Raw genomic sequence first — 19094 nt, 5'->3', positions numbered from 1 at the left:
GTCACCGCCCGCCCCGATCCGCAAGATCCGCCCATTGTCCAACGCGCCCGCCAGCGCCTCTCGGAGACGCCCGGCGCGGTGTCCGTCATCGCCGCCGAGGCCTATCAGGAGCGTTTCGCCCTGGCGCTCGACGACATGCTGCGCGACGCGCCAGGCGTCTTCGCCCAGAAGAAGTGGGGGGGCGACACACGCCTTTCCATCCGCGGCTCCGGCGTGGGCAACGCCAATCACAATCGCGGCCTGCTCATCGCTCAGGACGGCCTGCCGCTGAACGAGGCCGACGGCTATGGCGACAGCCAGATCGCCGATCCGCTGCTGACCCGCCATGTGGAAGTCTATCGCGGGGGCAACGCCCTGCGCTTCGGCGGCGCCACCCTGGGCGGGGCGGTGAACATGGTCACCCCCACGGGCGAGACCGCGGGCTTCGAGAACCGCCTGCGGCTGGACGGTGGCTCCTTTGGCATGTTCCGCCAGCATTTCGCCCTCGCGCGCGAGGCCGGACCCTGGGATGGCTTCGCGGCGATCACCAACCAGACGGGACAGGGACCGCGGCCTCAGAGCCAGCAGAACATCCAGTTTGGAACCCTGAATGTCGGTCACGACCTCGGTGAAGGCGAAGTCCGCCTGACCTTGAGCGGCGCCCACATCAAGCAGGAGATCCCGGGTGCGCTGACAGCGGCCCAATTCGCGGCCGATCCTCGGCAGGCGGCGGCGGGCAATGTACTCAGCGACTATGGGCGGGACCTCCGCGGTCTACGGGGCGTGGTCAGCACGGAACAGCCCCTCGGCGACCAGCTGGTGGTGACCGTGGGCGCCTACGCCGTCTGGAAAGAGCTGGACCACCCGATCTTTCAGGTCATCGACCAGGAGAGCCGCAACTACGGCCTCTACGGGCGGCTGGACTGGGACGGCCAGATCGGCGGGCGGCGGGCCGACGCCTATGCGGGGGTCTGGGGCCGTAGCGGCGATCTGGATTCCCATTTCTATGTGAACACCGCCGGCGCCCGCGGGGCTTTGCGCGCAGTCTCCTACCAGAACGCCGCCGCCCTCGACCTCTTCGCCGAGGGACGGCTGTTCGTCACCGAAAGCCTGGCCTTGGTGGCCGGCGGGACCTATGGGCGGGCCGAGCGGGACTATGTGGGCGTGGCCGTGCCGGGCGTCGCCGGGACGTTCAATCTCAAGGCGTCCAAGTCATTTGACTGGTTCGCGCCGCGTCTCGGCCTTCTCTGGGAGGCGCCGGACGGCGTGCAGGTGTTCGCCAATGTGACCGGGTCGGCCGAACCGCCGAACTTCGGTTCCCTCTCCCCCACCGGCGCGGGCTTTGCGCCGGTGGAGGCCCAGAAGGCGGTGACGTTCGAGGTCGGGACCCGCGGCCGTCGTGGGGCCTTCACCTGGGACCTCACCTTCTATCACGCGGAACTGGAGGACGAGATGCTGCAGTTCAGCGTCTCCCCCGATCGCCCGGCCACCACCTTCAACGCCGATGAGACCTATCACCGAGGAATCGAGGCCGCTCTCGACTGGCGCCTGGCCGAGCCGCTGCGTCTGCGCCAGACCTATACCTGGTCGGACTTCCGCTTCCGGGACGACGTCCAATATGGCGACAACCGGCTTCCCGTCGTTCCAGAGCACCTCTACCGGGCCGAGTTGCGCTACGACGCGCCGCAAGGGTGGTTCATCGCCCCCTCCCTCGAATGGTCCCCGGAGGGCGCGTTTGTGGACTTCCGGAACACGCTGAAGTCGCCCGGCTACACCATCGCCAATCTGAACCTGGGCTGGACGGCGCCGAACGGAGTCAGCCTGTTCCTGGATGTGCGCAACCTCACCGACGAGGCCTACGTCTCCAACGTGCAGCCCGTGATCGTGGCCGGACCTGCGACGGCCGCCTACTGGCCGGGGGATGGACGCTCGGCCTTTGTTGGCCTCGTAGTCGACTTCTGAAACCTCGAGCCGGCGGCGCCCCCGCCGGCTCATCCGGGCCTACCGCCCTGACCCCCGTTTCACGCCAACAAGGAGAAGAACCATGAACCGCCTGATCATTCTCGCCGCCGCCCTTGCATTGAGCGCCTGCGGACAAAATCAGCCGCCGGAAAGCGCGACAGCGCCGGAGGCTGTGGCGACGCCCGCTGTCGCCGCCGCCGTCACCGCCAGCGACCCCTGGTGTCGTCCCGCCGCGGCCGGCGCGGGCGCCGCAGGTTGCTATGTGACCCTGACCGCCGCCGCCGACGACCGGTTGACGGCCGCCTCCAGCCCCGCGGGCGAGCGGGTTGAAATCCACACCATGACCACAGAGGGCGGCATCATGCGGATGCGCGAATTGCCCGATGGCCTGCCCCTGCCGGCCGGCGAGAGCGTGGCCCTGCGCCCGGGCGCCGAGCACCTGATGCTGATGGCGCCGGCCGCGGGCCTCAATGAGGGCGAAAGCGTGGAGATCACCCTGACCTTCGAAAAGGCGCCGGCTCAGACGCTCACCGCCCAGATCCGCAGCGCGCCCCACGGCATGGGGCACTGAGGATCGGAACGGCGGAAGTGAGGGATGGTAGGCCGACTGGGATTCGAACCCAGGACCATTCGATTAAAAGTCGAATGCTCTACCACTGAGCTATCGGCCCGCACCGCGGCGCAGGCGCGCCGTTAGCGGGGCGGACCATAGGGCGGCGGTCCGACTCGGGCAAGGCGCCCATCTCAGTTCCCGCATCTTCTCATGCGCGGGCGGCGACGAGGCCGCCGCCCGCGCGACCGTCTCAGGAGAAAGCGCCGGTCGTTCAAGGGGTCAGACCAATCATCTGATGCAATCGCGCCGGTTGGGTTTAGGTTGGGCCCATGTTGTCCACCGCTCCCCCGCCGATCCTCCTCGCCGCCCTGGCCCTGGCCCTGGCCGGTTGCACCACCACCCGGGCCGACGGCTCCCCCCGCGTCCAGACCACCTCCGAAGCCAATCGCGAGAACCTGCAGGGCGCGGTGGCTGCGCCGCTTCGCGACGTGAACCTGCTGCGCACCAAGATCCCGCCCATACTGCTGGAGGCTCAGGCCGATCCCTATCGCCGGCCGCAGCCGCTCACCTGTCAGGCCATTGTCGACCAGCTGCTGCCGCTCAACGAGGCCCTGGGCGCCGACCTAGACGAGGATGCGCGCGATGAGGATGACCTGCTCACCCGCGGCCAGACCACGGCGCTCGGGGCGGTGGCCGGCCTGACTCAGGACGTCATTCCCTTCCGCGGATGGGTCAGGAGACTGAGCGGCGCCGAGCAGCATGATCGGCTGGTTCAGAGCGCCATCGTCGCCGGCGGGGTTCGGCGGGGCTATCTCAAGGGTCTGGGCGAAGCTCAGCGATGCCCGCCGCCGGCCACGCCCAACCATGCCTATGTGGCCAAGCCCGTCATCCAGCAGGATCTGAGCCCGCGCTATCCCGTGCGCTGAGCCGCCCGGAACTCCCGGCGGAAGGCGTCCATGCGCCCCTCAGCGATGGCCTGCCGCATGGCCGCCGTCAGCCCCTGGAAGAAGGCGATGTTGTGCCAGGAGAGCAGAACCTGGCCCAGGATCTCCTCAGCCTTCACCAGGTGATGCAGATAGGCCTTGGAATAGTCCCGGCTGGCGGGGCAGGACGAGGCTTCATCCAGGGGCGTGTCGTCCTCGGCGAAGCGGGCGTTCTTCAGGTTGAGAGGACCGTTCCACGTCCAGGCCTGGCCATGCCGGCCCGACCGGGTGGGCAGGACGCAGTCGAACATGTCCACGCCCCGCCAGACCGCCTCCACCAGATCGATAGGTTTGCCGACGCCCATCAGATAGCGCGGCCGCTCGGCGGGAAGCATGGCGGGCGCGAAATCGAGGACCTCGCACATGGCCTCATGCCCCTCGCCCACCGCCAGGCCCCCCAGGGCATAGCCGTCGAAGTCGATCTCCATCAGCCGCTCAGCCGATTCCTTCCGAAGGGCCTCGAAGGTGGAGCCCTGCTGGATACCGAACAGGGCCTGGGACTCGCGATCTCCGAAAGCGGCCTTGCAGCGGGCGCCCCAGCGGGCCGAGAGGCGCAGGGCCTGCGCCGCGCGCTCGGCCTCTGCGGGCCAGGAGACGCACTCGTCCAGTTGCATGACGATATCGGAGCCCAGCAGGTCGGCCTGAATCTCCACCGACCGCTCCGGCGAGAGGACATGGCGCGAGCCGTCGATATGGCTGGCGAAGGTGACGGCCTCCTCGGTGACCTTGGCGATCTGCGACAGGGACATGACCTGGAAGCCGCCGGAATCGGTGAGGATGGGCCGGTCCCAGCGCATGAAGCGGTGCAGTCCGCCCAGGCGGCGCACCCGCTCCCCGCCGGGGCGCAGCATCAGGTGATAGGTGTTGCCCAGGATGATGTCGGCGCCGGTGGCGGCCACCTGGTCCACGGTCAGGGCCTTGACGGTGGCTGCCGTCCCCACGGGCATGAAGGCCGGGGTGCGGATGTCGCCCCGCGCGGTCTTGACCACGCCGGTGCGCGCCCGCCCGTCCACGGCGGCGATCTCAAAGGGAAATGCGGCCATCAGTCCGCCCGCCAGAGCAGGCTGGAGTCGCCATAGGAATAGAAGCGATAGCCCGTGGCGATCGCATGCTCATAGGCTGTGCGCATGGCGGCCGTTCCGGCGAAGGCGCTGACCAGCATGAAGAGGGTCGAGCGCGGCAGGTGGAAGTTGGTCATCAGCCCGTCGACGGCGCGAAAGCGATAGCCCGGCGTGATGAAGATGTCGGTTTCGTCGGCGAAGGGGGCGATCACCCCGTCGGCGCGAGCCGCGCTCTCCACCAGACGCAGCGAGGTGGTGCCCACGCAGACGATGCGCCCGCCGCGGGCGCGGGCGGCGTTCAGTCGCTGGGCGGTCTCGGGCGAAACCTCGCCGAACTCCGCATGCATCCGGTGTTCGGCCACCTCCTCCACCTTGACCGGCAGAAAGGTGCCGGCTCCCACATGCAGGGTGACGAAGCAGGTCTCGACGCCGGCGCGGGCCAGCCGGTCCAGCAGGTCGGGGGTGAAGTGCAGACCCGCGGTGGGGGCGGCCACCGAGCCGTCGGCCCGGGCATACACGGTCTGGTAGTCCGCCCGGTCCTGATCATCCTCAGGACGCTTGGCGGCGATGTAGGGCGGCAGAGGCATGGCGCCGCGCGCCTTGATCGCCTCGTCGAGATGAGGGCCAGAAAGCTCGAAGTCGAGGATCACCTCCCCGCCGTCCCTCTTCTCGAGCACCTGGGCGTTGAGCTCGGTCAGGCCGCAGGCGCGGTCGGAGCCGCCGGCCGCGCCGAAGACGATCTGATCTCCCGGCGCCAATCGCTTGCCCGGACGCATGAAGGCGCTCCAGCGGGCCGGTCCCCGGCGCTGGTGCAGGGTCGCCTCCACCGCCACGGCGCTGTCGCCCCGCAGGCGCACGCCGCTCAGCCGGGCGGGGATGACCCGCGTGTCGTTGAGCACCAGGACGTCGCCGGCCCGCAGCTCTCCGGGCAGGTCACGCACCTGCAGGTCGCGCAGGGCCTCACCCGGTCGAACGCACAGCATTCGGGCCGAATCCCGCGGCGTCGCCGGACGCAGGGCGATGGCGCTGTCGGGCAGATGGAAATCGAAATCAGCCGTCTTCATGGAAGCTGCGTCAGGCCATGCAAGACCGCGCGCGTCAAGCGCAGCCGCATGCTAGAGCGATCTTCATGGGGATCCTCCGAGTCATCATCAACCGCGTGCTGGAAGACCTTGCGGCTGTCCTGGCCGCTACGGCCCTGCTGGTCCTGCTGGCCGCCCACGGAGGATGGTTCAGCGACACTCTGGACATCGCATCCCATTTCGCCGCCGTCTTCGTGGTGGTGGCCTTGGCGGCCGCAGCGCTTTCGGCCCTGACCGCGCCTGGCCTTCTGAGGCGGGTGACCCTGGGCATGGCGGGCTCGGCGGTGATCCTGGGGGGCGTTCTCCTGGCCGGAGAGGCTCTGCGCGATGCGGGGCCGCGCCTGTCCGAGGACGAGACTCCCGTGGCCCAGATCAAGGTCATCCAGTTCAACATCTGGGGCGCCCGCAACCAGACTCTGGAGGAGACCGCCGACTGGCTCGCGGCCCAGGATCCGGACATCATCATCGTGGAAGAGGCCACCCGCCGCTTCCAGCGCGCGATCGAGGCCCGCGGCGACTACCATCGCACCTGCGACCCGGACGATCGCTGCGAGGTGATCATCTACAGCAAGGCGGCGCCCCTTTCAGGCGGCCTGCCCCAGGTGGAGGACGGCGCCTATTTCCCGGCCACACGGGCCACCTTCGAGGCCCCGGGCGGCCCGTTCACGGTGATCGGCGCCCACTTCACCTGGCCCATCCCCGCAGGCCCCCAGCAGCAGCAGAGCCTGCGTCTGGCTGCCATCAGCAAGCTCTATCCCAAAGAGCGCCTGATCATCACCGGAGATTTCAACTCGACCCCTTGGTCCTACACCCTGAAGCGGCAGGACAAGGCTCTGGGCCTGACACGGCGTAACCAGTCCATGCTTACCTGGCCGGCCATGGCCTTCTCCAGGTGGAACATCCACATGCCCCTGCCCTTCCTGGCCATCGACCATGTCTATGCCGGGTCGGACTGGAAGACGGTGGCCGTGGAGCGAGGCCCGGCCCTGGGCGCCGACCACTTTCCGGTGGTCGTCACCCTGGCGTTGAGCCCCGATCCTTAGAGCCTGATGCGATCAGACGGGACCGTCTGACCGTTGAATCAGGCTCTGAACTCAAAGACTTGAGCGCGTTTCGATCCGATGACCGGTTCCACTTATCGGAACGCGCTCTAGGCGCGCCTCAGGCGTCAGCGGCGACCTTCAGGCTCACGATCTTGCCGGGATTGCGCGGCGGCTCGCCCTTGGGCAGGGCGTCCACATTCTCCATGCCCTCGGCCACTTCGCCCCAGACGGTGTACTGGCCGTCCAGGAAGCGGGCGTCGTCGAAGCAGATGAAGAACTGGCTGTTGGCCGAGTCCGGGGCCGGCGTCCGGGCCATGGAGCAGACGCCGCGCACGTGCGGCGCGTCGGTGAATTCGGCCTTCAGGTTGGGCTTCTGAGAGCCCCCCGTGCCCGTGCCCGTGGGATCGCCGCCCTGGGCCATGAAGCCGGCGATGACCCGGTGGAACACCACCCCATCATAGAAGCCTTCACGGGCCAGTTCCTTGATCCGCGCCACGTGGCCCGGGGCCAAGTCGGGGCGCAGACGGATGGTCACCGGGCCGGTGTCCAAAGTCATGATCAGGGTGTTTTCGGCGTCCATCACTTTACCTCGGAAGGGATTTTCAGATTACAGGCCGAGAAGTCGGCCCCGTCTTCGGCGCGCATCTGCGCCACCTGGGCGGTGAACCAGGGTCCGGCGGTGTCAACCACCCGGATCTGCGGACGTTCCGCCTCAGGCAGATCGGAAAGCATGCGTGCGCGGGTCATCACGTCCTGGGGCGGCGCCACCGGCTCGCCGGTCTTGATGGCGCGGACCACCTCCAGGCCGGCGATCACCCGGCCCCAGGCGGTGTAGCGCTTCTCCAGGGACGGATAGGCCTGGCGCATGAGGAAGAACTGGCTGTTGGCGGAGTTCTCCGCCGAGCCCCGGGCCATCCCCGCCACGCCGGGACAATAGAGGCTCCAGCCGGCCACCTTGCCGTCGAACATCATGGCCATGAGCATGGGGTTCTGCGTCATCACCGGCAGGGCGCCGATGAAGCCCGTCTGGGCGGCGCCGGAATCGGCCACGGCGGTGAACGGATCGCCCGCCGCCCGGCGGAAGGTGAACTCCGCCTCCATGTCGGCCAAGTCCGAGCCGCCGGCGCCGGTGTCCAGAGGGTCGCCCGTCTGGGCCATGAAGACGTCGATGACCCGAAAGAAGCTGCGGCCGTCATAGAAGCCGCGCCGGGTCAGGGTCTTCACCCGCTCCACATGGGCGGGCGCCACCGAGGGGTACATCTCCACGAAGATGCGGCCCTTGTTGGTGTCGATCACCATCACATTGTCCGGGTCCACGGCGCGCCAGTCCTGGGCCGAGGGGCCTGCGGGCGCAGGCGCCGGTTGGCCGCGCTGGGCCTGGGCCGGCGCAGCCAGAAGCGCGGCGGCGGCCGCGGCGAGGAGAAGGGTGCGGATCATGATCTCACTCGTAATAGGCTGCAGCCTCGACAGCCAGCCCGGAGGGGCCGAACCGAAGCACCTCGACCACGTCACGGCCGGTACGCGAGCTGTGATAGCGCAGGGCCAGCCCATCTGTCCCGCGCAGCACCGACAACAGGGTGAAGGTGAGATCCGGCGCCAGCGCCAGGGCCTTGCCCCAGTAGTCGGCCAGGGCGGCCCGCCCCTCCACCCGGCCATCGACGCGGCCGGTGACGCGCGCGGCCGCCGGGCTGGTGAAGACGATCGTCTCGTCATAGTGGGCCAGGATGGCGTTCAGGTCGTGGCGGTTCCAGGCGTCGATCCAGGCGGCCGCGAAGGCCTGGGGATCGGGTATCAAGCCTGCACCTTGGCCAGCAGGGCTTCCTTGACCCGCGGGCTGACGAACTTGCCGACCTCGCCGCCCAGGGTGGCGATCTCCTTGACCAGACGCGAGGCGATGGCCTGGTGACGGGGATCGGCCATGAGGAAGACCGTCTCGATCTCCCGGTCCAGCTGCTGGTTCATGGCCGTCATCTGGAACTCGTACTCGAAGTCGGCCACCGCGCGCAGGCCGCGCACGATCATGGTGGCGCCGATCTGACGGGCGAACTGCAGGGTCAGACCCTCATAGGGCTGGACGTCGATCTCGGCCTCGCCGGCCAGGTTCGCCGTCTCGGCCCGAATGATGGCCACGCGCTCCTCCAGCGAGAAGAGCGGCCCCTTGCCGGCGTTGATCGCCACGCCGATCACCAGCTTGTCCACCAGCTTGACCGCCCGACCGATGATGTCGGTGTGCCCGTTGGTGATTGGATCGAAAGTGCCCGGATAGAGCCCCACGCGGGTCATACGGCGCTTCCCCCTTGTTCTTGGTCCTTTGGCCTTTCGCCGCACGAGGCGGGGAAAGCAAGGCCTAATCCTGGCCCGTTCCCTCGTCGCCGGCCTCAAGGTCCTCATCTTCGGCGCCGCTGGCGGCGGCCTCGGCCACGCGCTCCACCGACACCACGTGCTCGTCGGCGGCGGTGCGGAAGATGGTCACCCCTTGGGTGTTGCGACCGGCGATGCGGATCTGGGAGACAGGCGTGCGGATCATCTGGCCCTGATCGGTGACCAGAAGAACCCCGTCGCCCTCCTCCACGGGGAAGGAGGCCGCCAGCCGCCCGCCACGCTTGGTCAGGTCCTGGGCGATCAGCCCCTGACCGCCCCGGCCGGTGCGGCGGAAATCATAGGCCGAGCTGCGCTTGCCGAAGCCCTCGGTGGAGACGGTGAGGATGAACTCCTCGGCTGCCCCAAGCGCGGCGATCCGCTCCAGAGACAGGGACTGCTCCCCGACCTCGCCGTCATCCTCGTCCATGGTTTCCGGCGCCGCCTGTTCCTCCGCCTCGCCGGATTCGGCGGCGCGGGTGGCGGTGGCGTGCTTCAGATAGGCCGCCCGCTCGGCCGGCGTGGCCGCCACCGAGCGCAGGATGGCCATGGAGATGACGCTGTCGCCCTCGGCCAGACGCACGCCGCGCACGCCGGTGGAATCCCGGCTGGCGAAGACCCGCACCTCTTCCACGGCGAAACGGATGCAGCGGCCAGCCGTCGTGGTCAGCAACACGTCCTGATCGGCCTGGCAGACGGCCACGCCGATGATGGCGTCGCCCTCGTCCAGCTTCATGGCGATCTTGCCGTTGCGATTGATCTGGACGAAGTCCGACAGCTTGTTGCGCCGGACATTGCCCGAGCGCGTGGCGAACATGACGTCGTACTGATCCCAGCTGGCCTCGTCCTCCGGCAGGGGCAGGATCGAGGTGATGCTCTCGCCGGGCTCGATGGGCAGCAGGTTCACGAAAGCCTTGCCGCGGGAGTTCGGCGCGCCCACGGGCAGGCGCCAGACCTTCATCTTGTAGACCTTGCCGCCCGACGAGAAGAACAGGACCGGCGTGTGGGTGTTGGCCGAGAAGACGCGAGTGACCACGTCCTCGTTCTTCATCGACATGCCCGAGCGACCCTTCCCGCCCCGGTGCTGGGTGCGGTAGGTGGCCAGCGGCGTGCGCTTCACATAGCCCGAATGGGTGACAGCGATGACCATGTCCTCACGGGCGATGAGATCCTCATCGTCCATGTCGCCGCCGCCTTCGAGGATCTCGGTGCGACGGGGAACGGCGAAGGCGGCCTTCACCTCCAGCAGTTCGTCGCGGACGATGCCCATGATCTTCTCGCGGGAGGCCAGGATCTCCAGATAGCCCTGGATGGCGCCCGCCAGTTCACGGGCCTCGCCGAAGATCTCGTCGCGGCCGAGGCCGGTGAGACGCGACAGGGTCAGCGCCAGGATGGCGCGGGCCTGCTCCTCGGTGAGCCGGATGTGATTGTCGGCCTCCAGCACCGTGCGCGGATCGGCGATCAGCTCCACCAGGGGCATCATGTCGCCAGCCGGCCAGGCCTTGGCGGTCAGCCGCTCCCGCGCCTCGGCCGGATCGCGCGAGGAGCGGATGATGTGAATGACCTCGTCGATATTGGCTACGGCGATGGCCAGGCCCACCAGCACATGGCCCCGGTCGCGGGCCTTGGCGAGCTCATACTTGGTGCGCCGGACGACGACCTCTTCGCGGAAGTCGACGAAGGCCGCCACCAGGTCGCGCAGGTTCATCTCCCGCGGCCGGCCCCGGTCGAGGGCCAGCATGTTCACAGCGAAGGAGGACTGCAGCTGGGTGAAGCGATAGAGCTGGTTCAGCACCACCTCGGCGGAGGCGTCGCGCTTGAGCTCGACCACCACCCGCATGCCGTCGCGGTCGCTCTCGTCGCGGAGGTCCGAAACGCCCTCGATGCGCTTTTCGCGCACCAGTTCGGCGATCCGCTCCACCAGGGCGGCCTTGTTCACCTGATAGGGCAAGGCGGTGATGATGATCGCCTCGCGATCCTTGCGCAGGTCCTCAATGGCCGCCTTGCCGCGCATGACCACCGAACCCCGGCCCGTGAGCAGGGCCTGGCGCGCGCCCGCACGGCCCATGATCTCGCCGCCGGTGGGGAAATCGGGGCCCGGAACGATGTCGGCCAGGTCCTCTAGCCCGATCTGCGGGTTGTCGACGAAGGCCACGCAAGCGTCGATCACCTCGCCGAGATTATGCGGCGGAATGTTTGTGGCCATGCCCACGGCGATGCCGCCGGCGCCATTGACCAGCAGATTGGGTATGCGCGACGGCAGGACCGCCGGCTCCTGCTCGGAGCCGTCGTAATTGGCCCGGAAGTCGACCGTGTCCTTGTCCAGATCAGCCAGGACCGACATGGACGCCTTGGTCAGACGGCATTCGGTGTAGCGCATGGCCGCCGGGGGATCGTTGTCCACCGAGCCGAAATTGCCCTGGCCGTCGATCAGCAGCAGCCCCATGGAGAAGGGCTGGGCCATGCGCACCAGGGTCATGTAGATCGCCGCATCCCCGTGCGGGTGATACTTACCCATCACGTCGCCGACCACCCGGGCGGACTTCACATAGCCGCGGTCCGGCGTATGCCCCTGCTCGCCCATGGAGAACAGGATCCGCCGGTGAACCGGCTTGAGCCCATCGCGTGCGTCCGGCAGGGCGCGGCTGACGATCACGCTCATGGCGTAGTCGAGATACGAACGCTTCAGCTCGTCCTCGATGGCGATAGGGGCGATGCCCCCGGGCCGGCCATCTTCCGGTGGGGTATGGGAATCGTCAGTCAAAGCGGGGAAAAACCGTCAGAATCGGACATGAAACGGGACGTGGAGTGTTAGCATTCTCAGGGCGCTGCGCCAACTTCGCCCCCATAAAGGGATGCGGGCGGCCGCGGCGGCGCCTATCTTGATCCGCAACGCTGACTGGCCGCGCCCCGGGACCACGGGCGCCCGGTCAGCCCCTGTTCAGGTTGAAGAGGTCAGACTAAGCCCCTGGCGTCTTTCGGAAAGAGTGACATGAAGACTGCGACCCTCACCGCCCTGGCGATCCTGGCGCTGGCCGGCCCCGCCACCGCGGCGGAGACCATCCGGCCCGGCTATTGGGAGAGCACCAACCGCCTGCTTTCGCCGGTGCGCACCACCGATGTGGAGCGGCGCTGCATCACGCCGGCCGACGTGGAGAAGTTCCTCATGGGGCCCAGCAACCGGCACTACACCTGCACCTATCCCACACGATCCTTCGCCAATGGTCAGATTCTGCTGAAGGGTCAGTGCGTGAGCAAGAAGGGACGGCAGGTGGAGGTGTCGGGCCAGGGCACCTATACGCCGACCAACTTCAAGCTGACGGCCAATATCGCCACAACCTTCCTGGGCCTGCCGGTTTCCGGTCGCGCCAGCACCGAGGCCCGTCGCATCGGCGACACCTGCCCGCCCAAGGACGCCACGGCGTCGGACTAGGGCGCCCAACGGCGCCCCCTCCCAATGGAGCGGGGCGCCCGCCCGTCGCCTAGAACGGAATCTCGTCGTCGAGATCGGCGGAGAAATCCTCGCGCGGCCCGGAGGGCTGGCTGCGGCCGCCGCCGCTGCCCCCCCCTGAGGAAAAGCCGCCGCCATAGCCGCCGCCGTCCTCGGAGTCACCGCCGCCGCGGCCGTCCAGCATGGTCAGCTCGCCGCGGTACTTCTGCAGGACGATCTCGGTGGAAAAACGTTCCTGCCCCTGCTGGTCGGTCCATTTGCGGGTCTGGATCGCGCCCTCGATGTAAACCTTCGAACCCTTGCGCAGATAGTTCTCAGCCACCTTCACCAGGTTGTCGTTGAAGATCACCACCCGGTGCCACTCCGTGCGCTCCTTGCGTTCGCCCGAATTGCGGTCCCGCCAGGTTTCCGAGGTGGCGATGCGCAGGTTCGCCACGCGGTCGCCAGAGGAAAGCGACCGGATTTCCGGATCAGCGCCGAGATTGCCGACGAGAATGACCTTGTTGACGCTGCCCGCCATATGGATGTCCTTGAAGAGCGCTGAAGAGAAAGCCGCCAGCCTCGCTCCAGGCTAGCGGCGAAAATTCACGCGATCAATGCCGCGTTCCGCCTATGTTCCGGCCGCTAGCGCGCCGGCATGGCGCTGGGCACGGCCAACCGGCCGTCGCCGGTGCGGACGAGGGCCAGATAGCGGTTCTGCTCCAGGGAGGGCGCCGTATAGATGCCCTCGGGCTGGACGAAGATGAAATTGCCCTGATAGGCGCCCACCAGAACCCGGGTGGAGCCGCCCATCTGCAGGAAGTTGACCCGCATGGCTTCCAGGGCCGCGGCGCAGTTCTCCAGCGTCGGCTGGGTCCCAGGCAGCTTGTTGTACTTCAGCTCCCCCTCCGGTGAGCGAACCACGTGATAGCAGATCTGGCGATCGCCCGGGGGCAGGGTGCGTTGCTGACAGGCCGCGAGCGCGAGGCTCGCCAGACCCAGCATTATGGCCGTGCGCATCATGTCGTGAACCCTACTCCCGCTTCGTGGCGCCCGCGAGGCGTCATCCGATGTTCGGAATTGCGCATCCGGGCCCCTGTTCAGCCAGGGATCGGAAGCGCCGGTTGTCGTTGGAGACCTCCACCCGTCCAGGGATCAGGCGCAGGGTCTGCTGCATCCAGCGGCCATAGGTCGCCGAGCCGGCCGATTCACACCGCCCGGCGAAGAGCGCCTGGACACAGGCGTTCAGGGTCAGGTCGCCCGGCAGGCGCCGCCACTCCGCCCCCACATACCGCCAGCAGGCGCCCGCCGGCAGTGCCACGTCCTGGCTCGGGGCCGGCTGGTTTGGAAGGGTCGGCGCTTCGGCCAGGGTCGGCGCGGGCGCGGCCTGCTGGGCCTCGGTGGGCGGCAGGGGTGTCAGGACGGTGCCCGCCTCATTGGCCGCGGCCAGGGCGCCGGTCTCGTCCACGCCCACATCGAGGGCGCCCGTGGCCACGCCGTTGCGCTGGGCGCAATCGGCCAGGGTCAGCTCTCCCACGAACTGGCCGCCCACAAAGCAGCGCAAGGGTCGGGCGGGGTCGAGGGTCCCCTCGCCTTCCACCTTCTCCACCACCAGCCCGCCGCGGCTGGCGGGCGGCGCCTCGGCCGGTTCGTCGTCTCCGCCCCGAGCCATCAGGCCCACGGCGATGCCCATGCCCGCCAGGAGGGCCAGAGCGCCGCCGGCCAGCGACAGAACAATGCGTCGGTCGTTCAGGAAATCCATTCGGCCTCGCAGTCGACAGGGACGCCAAGGGGCTGGCCCAGGCGCGGACAGTCGCCCCGGGCTCTAGAACGGCCCATGGCGGCGTGCAAGGTCGAGACTTAGCCTCCGCCGGTCAGCCGGTCGAGGGCGGCCTGGTAGTTGGCGATCTGATTGGTGAGATAGGCTGGCGCCTTACCGGCCGAGGCCAGGGCGTTGCGCTGGGCCAACACGCTCGCAGGCGTCGCGGCGTCCCGCAAGGCGGTATAGATTTTCCGGATCACCCCCTGGGCCGCCGTCAGTTCGGCCATGGCGTGGCGGATCTGTTCTGGCGAACTCAGATTGATCGCCGAGTGCATCCCCAGGCCGTAGAAGTCGCCCTGGCCGTCGGCCGACGTGGTCTTGCCGTCCTTGATGACCGTTCCGCGGACGACGCCTTCCTTCAAGCCCAGCACCTTGAGCGCGTCCTGGCCGGTCTTGCCGGGGGATAGCTCCACGATGGTGCGCGCATTGAGCGGAGAGATCTGCAGGTAGCGGACCCCGTCGGCGACGGCGGTGTCCACCTTGAGCTGGAACCCCGTCTCCCGCCGGATCTTCAGCATCAGGCTTTCCAGGGTCTCATCCCCGGTGATGGTGATGGTCTTGGGCCGGCCGCCATTGACGGCGATCTGAAAGTTGTCCCCAGGCCGCAGCGTGCTGAGCGCCGTCAGCTTGCCCGTATCCCGGAAGGTCAGTTCGCCCGAAGGAAGACCCAGCCGGTCGAGCACGCTGGCCCCCTGGGCGGCGACGGCGATGGCGCCAGGCGTGGCGTAGCCGTCGCGGCCGGTGAAGCGCTGGGACCAGGCCACGTCGCCCGCGGCGATGTCGAGCCGGGTCAGGAAACCGTCGGCGGTCCCCATGGTATCGTGGCCCGGCAGATCAGACCCGACAGAGCCGGTGAGCCAGACCTGACCGCCGGAAACGGCCAGCCCCGCCACCTGATCATCGCCAGCGCCCCCGTAGTAGGCGACGGCGTCGGATCCCGTCGCCGACAAGGTCTTGCTGAACTGGGCGGCGAAGGCGTCTGTCCCGCCGGAATGGGCGCGGGTCACCGCCCCGCCCATCAGGGCGTCATTGGTGGTGGAGCCTGCGATCACCAGGTTCCCGCCATTGAGGGCGAGGCCCGCAATGCTGCCGCCCTGAAGACTCCCCAGGTCGCGGTAGCCCGTCTCCACGGGCGCGCCCCCGGAAATGTCGAAGCTGCGGACGATGGCGCGGCCGTCTTCGACGCTCGCCGCATAGACCATGGTCCCGTCGACGACCAGTCCGGCGGGCTTGTCGTCTCCGGCCGTGCCGAAGCTCTGGGTGAAGAGGGATTGCGGAACCCCCTTGGCGTCCACGCCGAAGCCTTGAACGTAGGAATCCCAGCCCCCAAGCGCCGTGGTTCCCGGCATGGAGGTGCGCGAGCGCCCGGTGACATACACGGCCCCATCGTCGCCGAAGGCGATGTGGGTGGCCTCGTCATCCTCCCGCGATCCCCGCCGCGCGGTCCACATCTCCTCGCCCGACGCGCTGAACACGGTGACGAAGCTGTCCTTCTTGCCTGCCATGGCGGCTGAGGACCCGGAGTTCAACGGTCCGTCCACCGAGCCGCCTAAGCCTCCGGTCACAGACCCGGCGATGGCCACCTTGCCATCGGCCGAGACGGCCAGGGCCAGGCCGGATGCATTCTCCGCCGCGCCCAGGACTCGGGAGTACATCAGTTTGCCAGCCGAATCGTACTTCAGCAGGGCCACATCCCGTTCGCCCTTGATGGAGGTGTCTCCGGCCGCCCGAGTGACGTCGGCCAGCACATAGACCGATCCGTCCGGCCCCACCTGGGTGGCGCGAACCGTCTCGACGCCGCCGGCCATGGTCTGGACAAAGGCCCTGCCCTCCACCCAGTTGGCCTCGCCGCTCTGCTGCAGCGGGGCCGGGACCGCGGCGCCGTCGGCATGAAACTTGAGCAGCTGATTGACCTCCCGACTGTCCTTGGTCTCTGGCTTGCCGTCCGGATCGGGATTACCCGCCTTCTGGGCCAGATAGATGGCGGGCGCAGTTTCCACCGCTGCGAAGCTGACCGTTTCAGTGATGTCGGTCTTGATCTTCATGGCCCAGCGGTCGGGACCGGCCGGCAGCTTGATCGTCCGCCCCCCCGACTGCAGGCTGCGCTCCTCGCCGGGAATCCGTTCCTGGGCGAACCGCGTCGTAACTCCAGCGCTCTGCAGATGGGCGTTGATGTGGTTGATCACATTGGCCAGGGTGCGGGGCTGCGCGCCCATGTCGGACAGGTCGATGGCCACCGACAGGTTGCTGTTGACCTGCTTGATGTTGATGTTGAACCGCACGTCGCCGTCGAAGGCCGGAACCGGCGTATCGGCCGCGCCTGTGACCAGGGGCGCGGTGACATATTCGTACTTGCCGCGGGAAACCCCGACCGTGGACCGGGCGCGCTCGGACACCTCGGCGAAGCCCAGGCGGATCTTGTCGAACTTTGCGGCCTCCACATAGGTGGACAGCTCCGTCATGCCGCGGGCGAAGGCCGAGGTGATGCGCGAGGCTTCGAAGCTCGAAAGCTTGGAGCCGTTCATGCGCTCAGCCAGGGCCGTCAGAGTGCCCAGCCCCTGATAGAGGGCGAAGAGCTTGCGGTAGTCCGAGCTGGCCCCGCTGAGATCGAGCTTGGCGGCATTCTCATCAATGAAGCGGCCGCCCTGCAGGGCGGTCTTCATCAGGGCGGCGGTGTCGGCGGGCGTGGCTTGCGGCGACCAGGGCGCGGTCGGCGCATAGCGCACCGAGGCGCCCGAGCTGCTGGAGCCGCTCAGGGCGGCGTTGGCCGCGGCCGGGAGGCGCGACTGGTAGAAGGCCGTCAGCAGATTTGAGTCGAAGCTGATCAAGCTTGTTCCCCGGCGCAGGCCGATTCCCGCCGGGGAATTTTCAGCCCCTGGGTCCTTACGGGGGGTTAAGCAGCGACCTTAACGACGAAGGGCCCGGACCGTGAACGGTCCAGGCCCCTGCGACGCCCCGTCGAACTGGGATCAGCGGAAGAGCTGAAGGATGACCTGCGGCGCCTCGTTGGCGATGGACAGCGCCTGGGCGCCCAGCTGCTGCTGAACCTGCAAGGCCTGAAGCCTGGCGCTCTCCTTGGCGAGGTCAGCGTCCACCAGATTGCCCACCCCGGCGGTCAGCACATCCGTCAGCTTGTCCACGAACTTGTTGTGCGACTCGATCTGCTTGGCCTGGGCGCCCAGCGAGCCCAGCGCCTGGTTCACATTGGCGATGGAGTTGTCGAGCTGGGTCAGAATGCCGGTGGCCAGGGTCGCGGTGGTGATGGAGGCGGTGGCGGCCATGGTGATGATGGCGCCGCCCAGGGACATGTTCTGGGTCGAGAGCGTGATGTAAGCGTTGGCGTCGGCGTTGGCGAGGAAGCGGATGGAGCCGCCCACCGATCCGTCCAGGATGTTCGCGCCGTCGAACTCGGCGTTCTCCACCACCTGGGTAATCTGGCGGAGGATGGCTTTGAAGTCGTCGTCCAGGGCCTGCCGGGCGCGGGTGTCCAGCGACGTATCCATCGCGCCGACGACCTTCTCCTTGAGCTGCACCAGCAGGTCGGAGACCGACTCGCCCGCGGCCATGGAGACTTCGGAGATCGACTGAGCCCGGTTCAGGCTCATCTTCACGGCGCCAAGGGCGCCGATATCGGCCCTCTGCCCCTGGGCGATGGACCAGATCGAGGCGTTGTCCTTCGCGTTGCCGATCTTCAGGCCCGTATTGATCCTGTTCTGAACGGACGACAGTTCATCGTTCGTCTTGTTCAGATTCTGCAACGCGACCAACGCCGACTTGTTGGTATGAACGCTGATCGCCATGCTCTCGGACCTCCTTCTACGTCCGCCGCTGAGAACGACCCGTAGCCCGAGTCGCGCATCGCCGTCGGGTCGGACGCTAGGGGAATCATGGTGGACAAGAGGTTAACGCCGCAAATGCAGGCGCCCGCCGCGGGCGTCCCGGGCGGTCGGAATTGGGTGCTAGGCGCCAGGCGCTCAGCCGGTCAATGTCGCGTCAGGCCTTGGTGCTGACGATGTCGCCTGCGGCGTACTCTTCGTGTTCGCGGAGCTTCAGGACTTCCTCGCGGGGGATCTGCGAAACGACCTCGCCGGTCTCCCGATCGACCGTCTTGTAGACATAGCCCCCGAAGGACTCTTCGGCCTCGATGATGAGCCGCAGGTCCGGCGTGGCCGCCTTGGGTTCCACGCGATCGGCGCGGATCGGCTCGGGCGGGGTCGGGTTGGGCTGACGTTCGTAGGCGACACTCAATGTGGCCGCCACTGCCGCCACTCTCGGTTCCATGTGATGCGCCGGGACGTTTCTGTCGCCGGCCTCCCTTTGTCAGAAAGGAAAGGTCGGCGGGGAGGAAGATCCCCTCCCCGCCGCCGCTTCCGTTAGCGGAACAAGCCGAGCAGGCTGGAGCTCGAGCTGTTGGCGATGGAGAGCGCCTGGATGCCCAGCTGCTGCTTGGTCTGCAGCGACTGGAGGCGAGCGCTTTCCTTGGCCAGATCGGCGTCGACGAGGTTGCCCACGCCGGCGTCGATGGAGTCCTGCAGCTTGCCCACGAAGGAGAAGTGCGAGGAAAGGGCCTTGGAGCCCGTACCCAGCTTGGAGAGGGCCGAGGAGACGTTGGCGATCGAAGTGTTGATCGTCGCGATCATGCCGGCGGCCAGGGTCTGGGTGCCGATGGAGGCCGTGGCCGCCACGGTGACGTTGCCGCCGCCCAGGGCCAGGTTCTGCGCCGCCACCGTGATCTTGTTGGCGCCGTCGGCGCTGGCCAGAGCCGCGACCGTGGTCGGGGTGGTGGCCTTGATCATGTTGGCGCCGTTGAACTCGGCGTTG

19 protein-coding genes and 1 tRNA gene are annotated in these 19094 nt (G+C 67.9%); 5 read left to right on the top strand and 15 right to left on the bottom strand.

The window, feature by feature from the left end:
* A partial coding sequence (locus V7D28_RS05740; protein ID WP_333586408.1) for a TonB-dependent receptor family protein occupies nucleotides 1–1941 on the top strand: 1941 nt, incomplete at its 5' end.
* 82 nt (nucleotides 1942–2023) lie between these two features.
* On the top strand, nucleotides 2024–2512 hold the full coding sequence (locus tag V7D28_RS05735; protein ID WP_333586407.1) for a copper chaperone PCu(A)C: 489 nt from the start codon (nucleotides 2024–2026) through the stop codon (nucleotides 2510–2512).
* 25 nt (nucleotides 2513–2537) lie between these two features.
* On the opposite strand, the gene V7D28_RS05730 is transcribed toward V7D28_RS05735, so the two are convergent.
* A tRNA-Lys gene (locus tag V7D28_RS05730) sits at nucleotides 2538–2612 on the bottom strand.
* Nucleotides 2613–2823: 211 nt separating this feature from the next.
* Here V7D28_RS05730 and V7D28_RS05725 point away from each other — a divergent pair.
* Nucleotides 2824–3420, top strand: coding sequence for a hypothetical protein (locus V7D28_RS05725; protein WP_333586406.1), 597 nt, complete (start codon nucleotides 2824–2826; stop codon nucleotides 3418–3420).
* Here the strand turns inward: V7D28_RS05725 and tgt are convergent.
* Together tgt and queA are read right to left on the bottom strand one after the other, a co-directional pair.
* Complete coding sequence (gene tgt / locus V7D28_RS05720) at nucleotides 3405–4520, bottom strand: tRNA guanosine(34) transglycosylase Tgt (protein ID WP_333586405.1); 1116 nt, start codon at nucleotides 4518–4520, stop codon at nucleotides 3405–3407. The two genes, V7D28_RS05725 and tgt, sit on opposite strands and share 16 nt — an antisense overlap.
* Nucleotides 4520–5602 carry a tRNA preQ1(34) S-adenosylmethionine ribosyltransferase-isomerase QueA gene (queA, locus tag V7D28_RS05715; protein ID WP_333586404.1) on the bottom strand — a complete coding sequence of 361 codons (1083 nt, stop codon included), beginning with the start codon at nucleotides 5600–5602 and terminating at the stop codon, nucleotides 4520–4522. Before queA ends, tgt begins: the two co-directional genes overlap by 1 nt.
* Nucleotides 5603–5667: 65 nt before the next feature.
* Here queA and V7D28_RS05710 point away from each other — a divergent pair, with 65 nt between their 5' ends.
* Nucleotides 5668–6663 carry an endonuclease/exonuclease/phosphatase family protein gene (locus tag V7D28_RS05710; RefSeq protein ID WP_333586403.1) on the top strand — a complete coding sequence of 332 codons (996 nt, stop codon included), beginning with the start codon at nucleotides 5668–5670 and terminating at the stop codon, nucleotides 6661–6663.
* Between the two features lie 118 nt (nucleotides 6664–6781).
* On the opposite strand, the gene V7D28_RS05705 is transcribed toward V7D28_RS05710, so the two are convergent.
* The 5 genes from V7D28_RS05705 to gyrA all read right to left on the bottom strand — a co-directional run bounded on the left by V7D28_RS05705 (nucleotide 6782) and on the right by gyrA (nucleotide 11785).
* The gene (locus V7D28_RS05705) at nucleotides 6782–7243 is read right to left on the bottom strand and encodes a peptidylprolyl isomerase (protein ID WP_333586402.1); all 462 of its coding nucleotides are present in this window, start codon (nucleotides 7241–7243) and stop codon (nucleotides 6782–6784) included.
* Nucleotides 7243–8100 (bottom strand): peptidylprolyl isomerase, encoded by an 858-nt coding sequence (locus V7D28_RS05700; RefSeq protein WP_333586401.1) that lies wholly within the window; start codon nucleotides 8098–8100, stop codon nucleotides 7243–7245. The genes V7D28_RS05705 and V7D28_RS05700 overlap by 1 nt, the downstream gene beginning before the upstream one ends.
* Nucleotides 8101–8104: 4 nt before the next feature.
* Nucleotides 8105–8458: a nuclear transport factor 2 family protein gene (locus tag V7D28_RS05695; protein WP_333586400.1), complete on the bottom strand. Its 354-nt coding sequence runs from the start codon at nucleotides 8456–8458 to the stop codon at nucleotides 8105–8107.
* Entirely contained in the window at nucleotides 8455–8946 is a 492-nt protein-coding gene (gene coaD / locus V7D28_RS05690; RefSeq protein ID WP_333586399.1) for a pantetheine-phosphate adenylyltransferase, read from the bottom strand. Before coaD ends, V7D28_RS05695 begins: the two co-directional genes overlap by 4 nt.
* Nucleotides 8947–9010: 64 nt before the next feature.
* The gene (gyrA, locus tag V7D28_RS05685; protein WP_333586398.1) at nucleotides 9011–11785 is read right to left on the bottom strand and encodes a DNA gyrase subunit A; all 2775 of its coding nucleotides are present in this window, start codon (nucleotides 11783–11785) and stop codon (nucleotides 9011–9013) included.
* Nucleotides 11786–12013: 228 nt separating this feature from the next.
* Between gyrA and V7D28_RS05680 the strand changes: the two genes are divergently transcribed.
* Nucleotides 12014–12454: a DUF3617 domain-containing protein gene (locus V7D28_RS05680; protein ID WP_333586397.1), complete on the top strand. Its 441-nt coding sequence runs from the start codon at nucleotides 12014–12016 to the stop codon at nucleotides 12452–12454.
* 49 nt (nucleotides 12455–12503) lie between these two features.
* Here the strand turns inward: V7D28_RS05680 and ssb are convergent, their stop codons facing one another.
* The 7 genes from ssb to V7D28_RS05645 all read right to left on the bottom strand — a co-directional run.
* Entirely contained in the window at nucleotides 12504–12992 is a 489-nt protein-coding gene (gene ssb, locus V7D28_RS05675) for a single-stranded DNA-binding protein (protein WP_333586396.1), read from the bottom strand.
* A gap of 104 nt (nucleotides 12993–13096) precedes the next feature.
* Entirely contained in the window at nucleotides 13097–13474 is a 378-nt protein-coding gene (locus V7D28_RS05670) for a hypothetical protein (protein ID WP_333586395.1), read from the bottom strand.
* A 40-nt stretch (nucleotides 13475–13514) separates the two neighbouring features.
* Entirely contained in the window at nucleotides 13515–14213 is a 699-nt protein-coding gene (locus V7D28_RS05665; RefSeq protein WP_333586394.1) for a hypothetical protein, read from the bottom strand.
* 98 nt (nucleotides 14214–14311) lie between these two features.
* A complete protein-coding gene (locus V7D28_RS05660) occupies nucleotides 14312–17101 on the bottom strand; it encodes a hypothetical protein (protein ID WP_333586393.1) in 2790 nt (929 codons plus the stop codon).
* A 141-nt stretch (nucleotides 17102–17242) separates the two neighbouring features.
* Nucleotides 17243–18073 (bottom strand): flagellin, encoded by an 831-nt coding sequence (locus tag V7D28_RS05655; RefSeq protein WP_333586392.1) that lies wholly within the window; start codon nucleotides 18071–18073, stop codon nucleotides 17243–17245.
* Between the two features lie 193 nt (nucleotides 18074–18266).
* The gene (locus V7D28_RS05650; protein ID WP_333586391.1) at nucleotides 18267–18554 is read right to left on the bottom strand and encodes a flagellar protein FlaG; all 288 of its coding nucleotides are present in this window, start codon (nucleotides 18552–18554) and stop codon (nucleotides 18267–18269) included.
* 92 nt (nucleotides 18555–18646) lie between these two features.
* On the bottom strand, nucleotides 18647–19094 hold a 448-nt coding region (locus V7D28_RS05645; protein ID WP_333586390.1), incomplete at its 5' end, for a flagellin.

The sequence above is a fragment of the Phenylobacterium sp. genome (assembly GCF_036723115.1).
In the GTDB taxonomy this organism is placed as follows: domain Bacteria; phylum Pseudomonadota; class Alphaproteobacteria; order Caulobacterales; family Caulobacteraceae; genus Phenylobacterium.
The sequence above is the reverse complement of the archived record's forward strand: the minus strand, read 5'-3'. Positions and strand labels throughout refer to the sequence as shown.

What these genes read in the sequence shown, in the direction of transcription:
- V7D28_RS05735 (WP_333586407.1), top strand. Translation starts at nt 2,024, where the DNA reads ATGAACCGCCTGATCATTCTCGCCGCCGCCCTTGCATTGAGCGCCTGC.
- V7D28_RS05725 (WP_333586406.1), top strand. Translation starts at nt 2,824, where the DNA reads ATGTTGTCCACCGCTCCCCCGCCGATCCTCCTCGCCGCCCTGGCCCTG.
- tgt (WP_333586405.1), bottom strand. Translation starts at nt 4,520, where the DNA reads ATGGCCGCATTTCCCTTTGAGATCGCCGCCGTGGACGGGCGGGCGCGC.
- queA (WP_333586404.1), bottom strand. Translation starts at nt 5,602, where the DNA reads ATGAAGACGGCTGATTTCGATTTCCATCTGCCCGACAGCGCCATCGCC.
- V7D28_RS05710 (WP_333586403.1), top strand. Translation starts at nt 5,668, where the DNA reads ATGGGGATCCTCCGAGTCATCATCAACCGCGTGCTGGAAGACCTTGCG.
- V7D28_RS05705 (WP_333586402.1), bottom strand. Translation starts at nt 7,243, where the DNA reads ATGGACGCCGAAAACACCCTGATCATGACTTTGGACACCGGCCCGGTG.
- V7D28_RS05700 (WP_333586401.1), bottom strand. Translation starts at nt 8,100, where the DNA reads ATGATCCGCACCCTTCTCCTCGCCGCGGCCGCCGCCGCGCTTCTGGCT.
- coaD (WP_333586399.1), bottom strand. Translation starts at nt 8,946, where the DNA reads ATGACCCGCGTGGGGCTCTATCCGGGCACTTTCGATCCAATCACCAAC.
- V7D28_RS05680 (WP_333586397.1), top strand. Translation starts at nt 12,014, where the DNA reads ATGAAGACTGCGACCCTCACCGCCCTGGCGATCCTGGCGCTGGCCGGC.
- ssb (WP_333586396.1), bottom strand. Translation starts at nt 12,992, where the DNA reads ATGGCGGGCAGCGTCAACAAGGTCATTCTCGTCGGCAATCTCGGCGCT.
- V7D28_RS05670 (WP_333586395.1), bottom strand. Translation starts at nt 13,474, where the DNA reads ATGATGCGCACGGCCATAATGCTGGGTCTGGCGAGCCTCGCGCTCGCG.
- V7D28_RS05665 (WP_333586394.1), bottom strand. Translation starts at nt 14,213, where the DNA reads ATGGATTTCCTGAACGACCGACGCATTGTTCTGTCGCTGGCCGGCGGC.
- V7D28_RS05655 (WP_333586392.1), bottom strand. Translation starts at nt 18,073, where the DNA reads ATGGCGATCAGCGTTCATACCAACAAGTCGGCGTTGGTCGCGTTGCAG.
- V7D28_RS05650 (WP_333586391.1), bottom strand. Translation starts at nt 18,554, where the DNA reads ATGGAACCGAGAGTGGCGGCAGTGGCGGCCACATTGAGTGTCGCCTAC.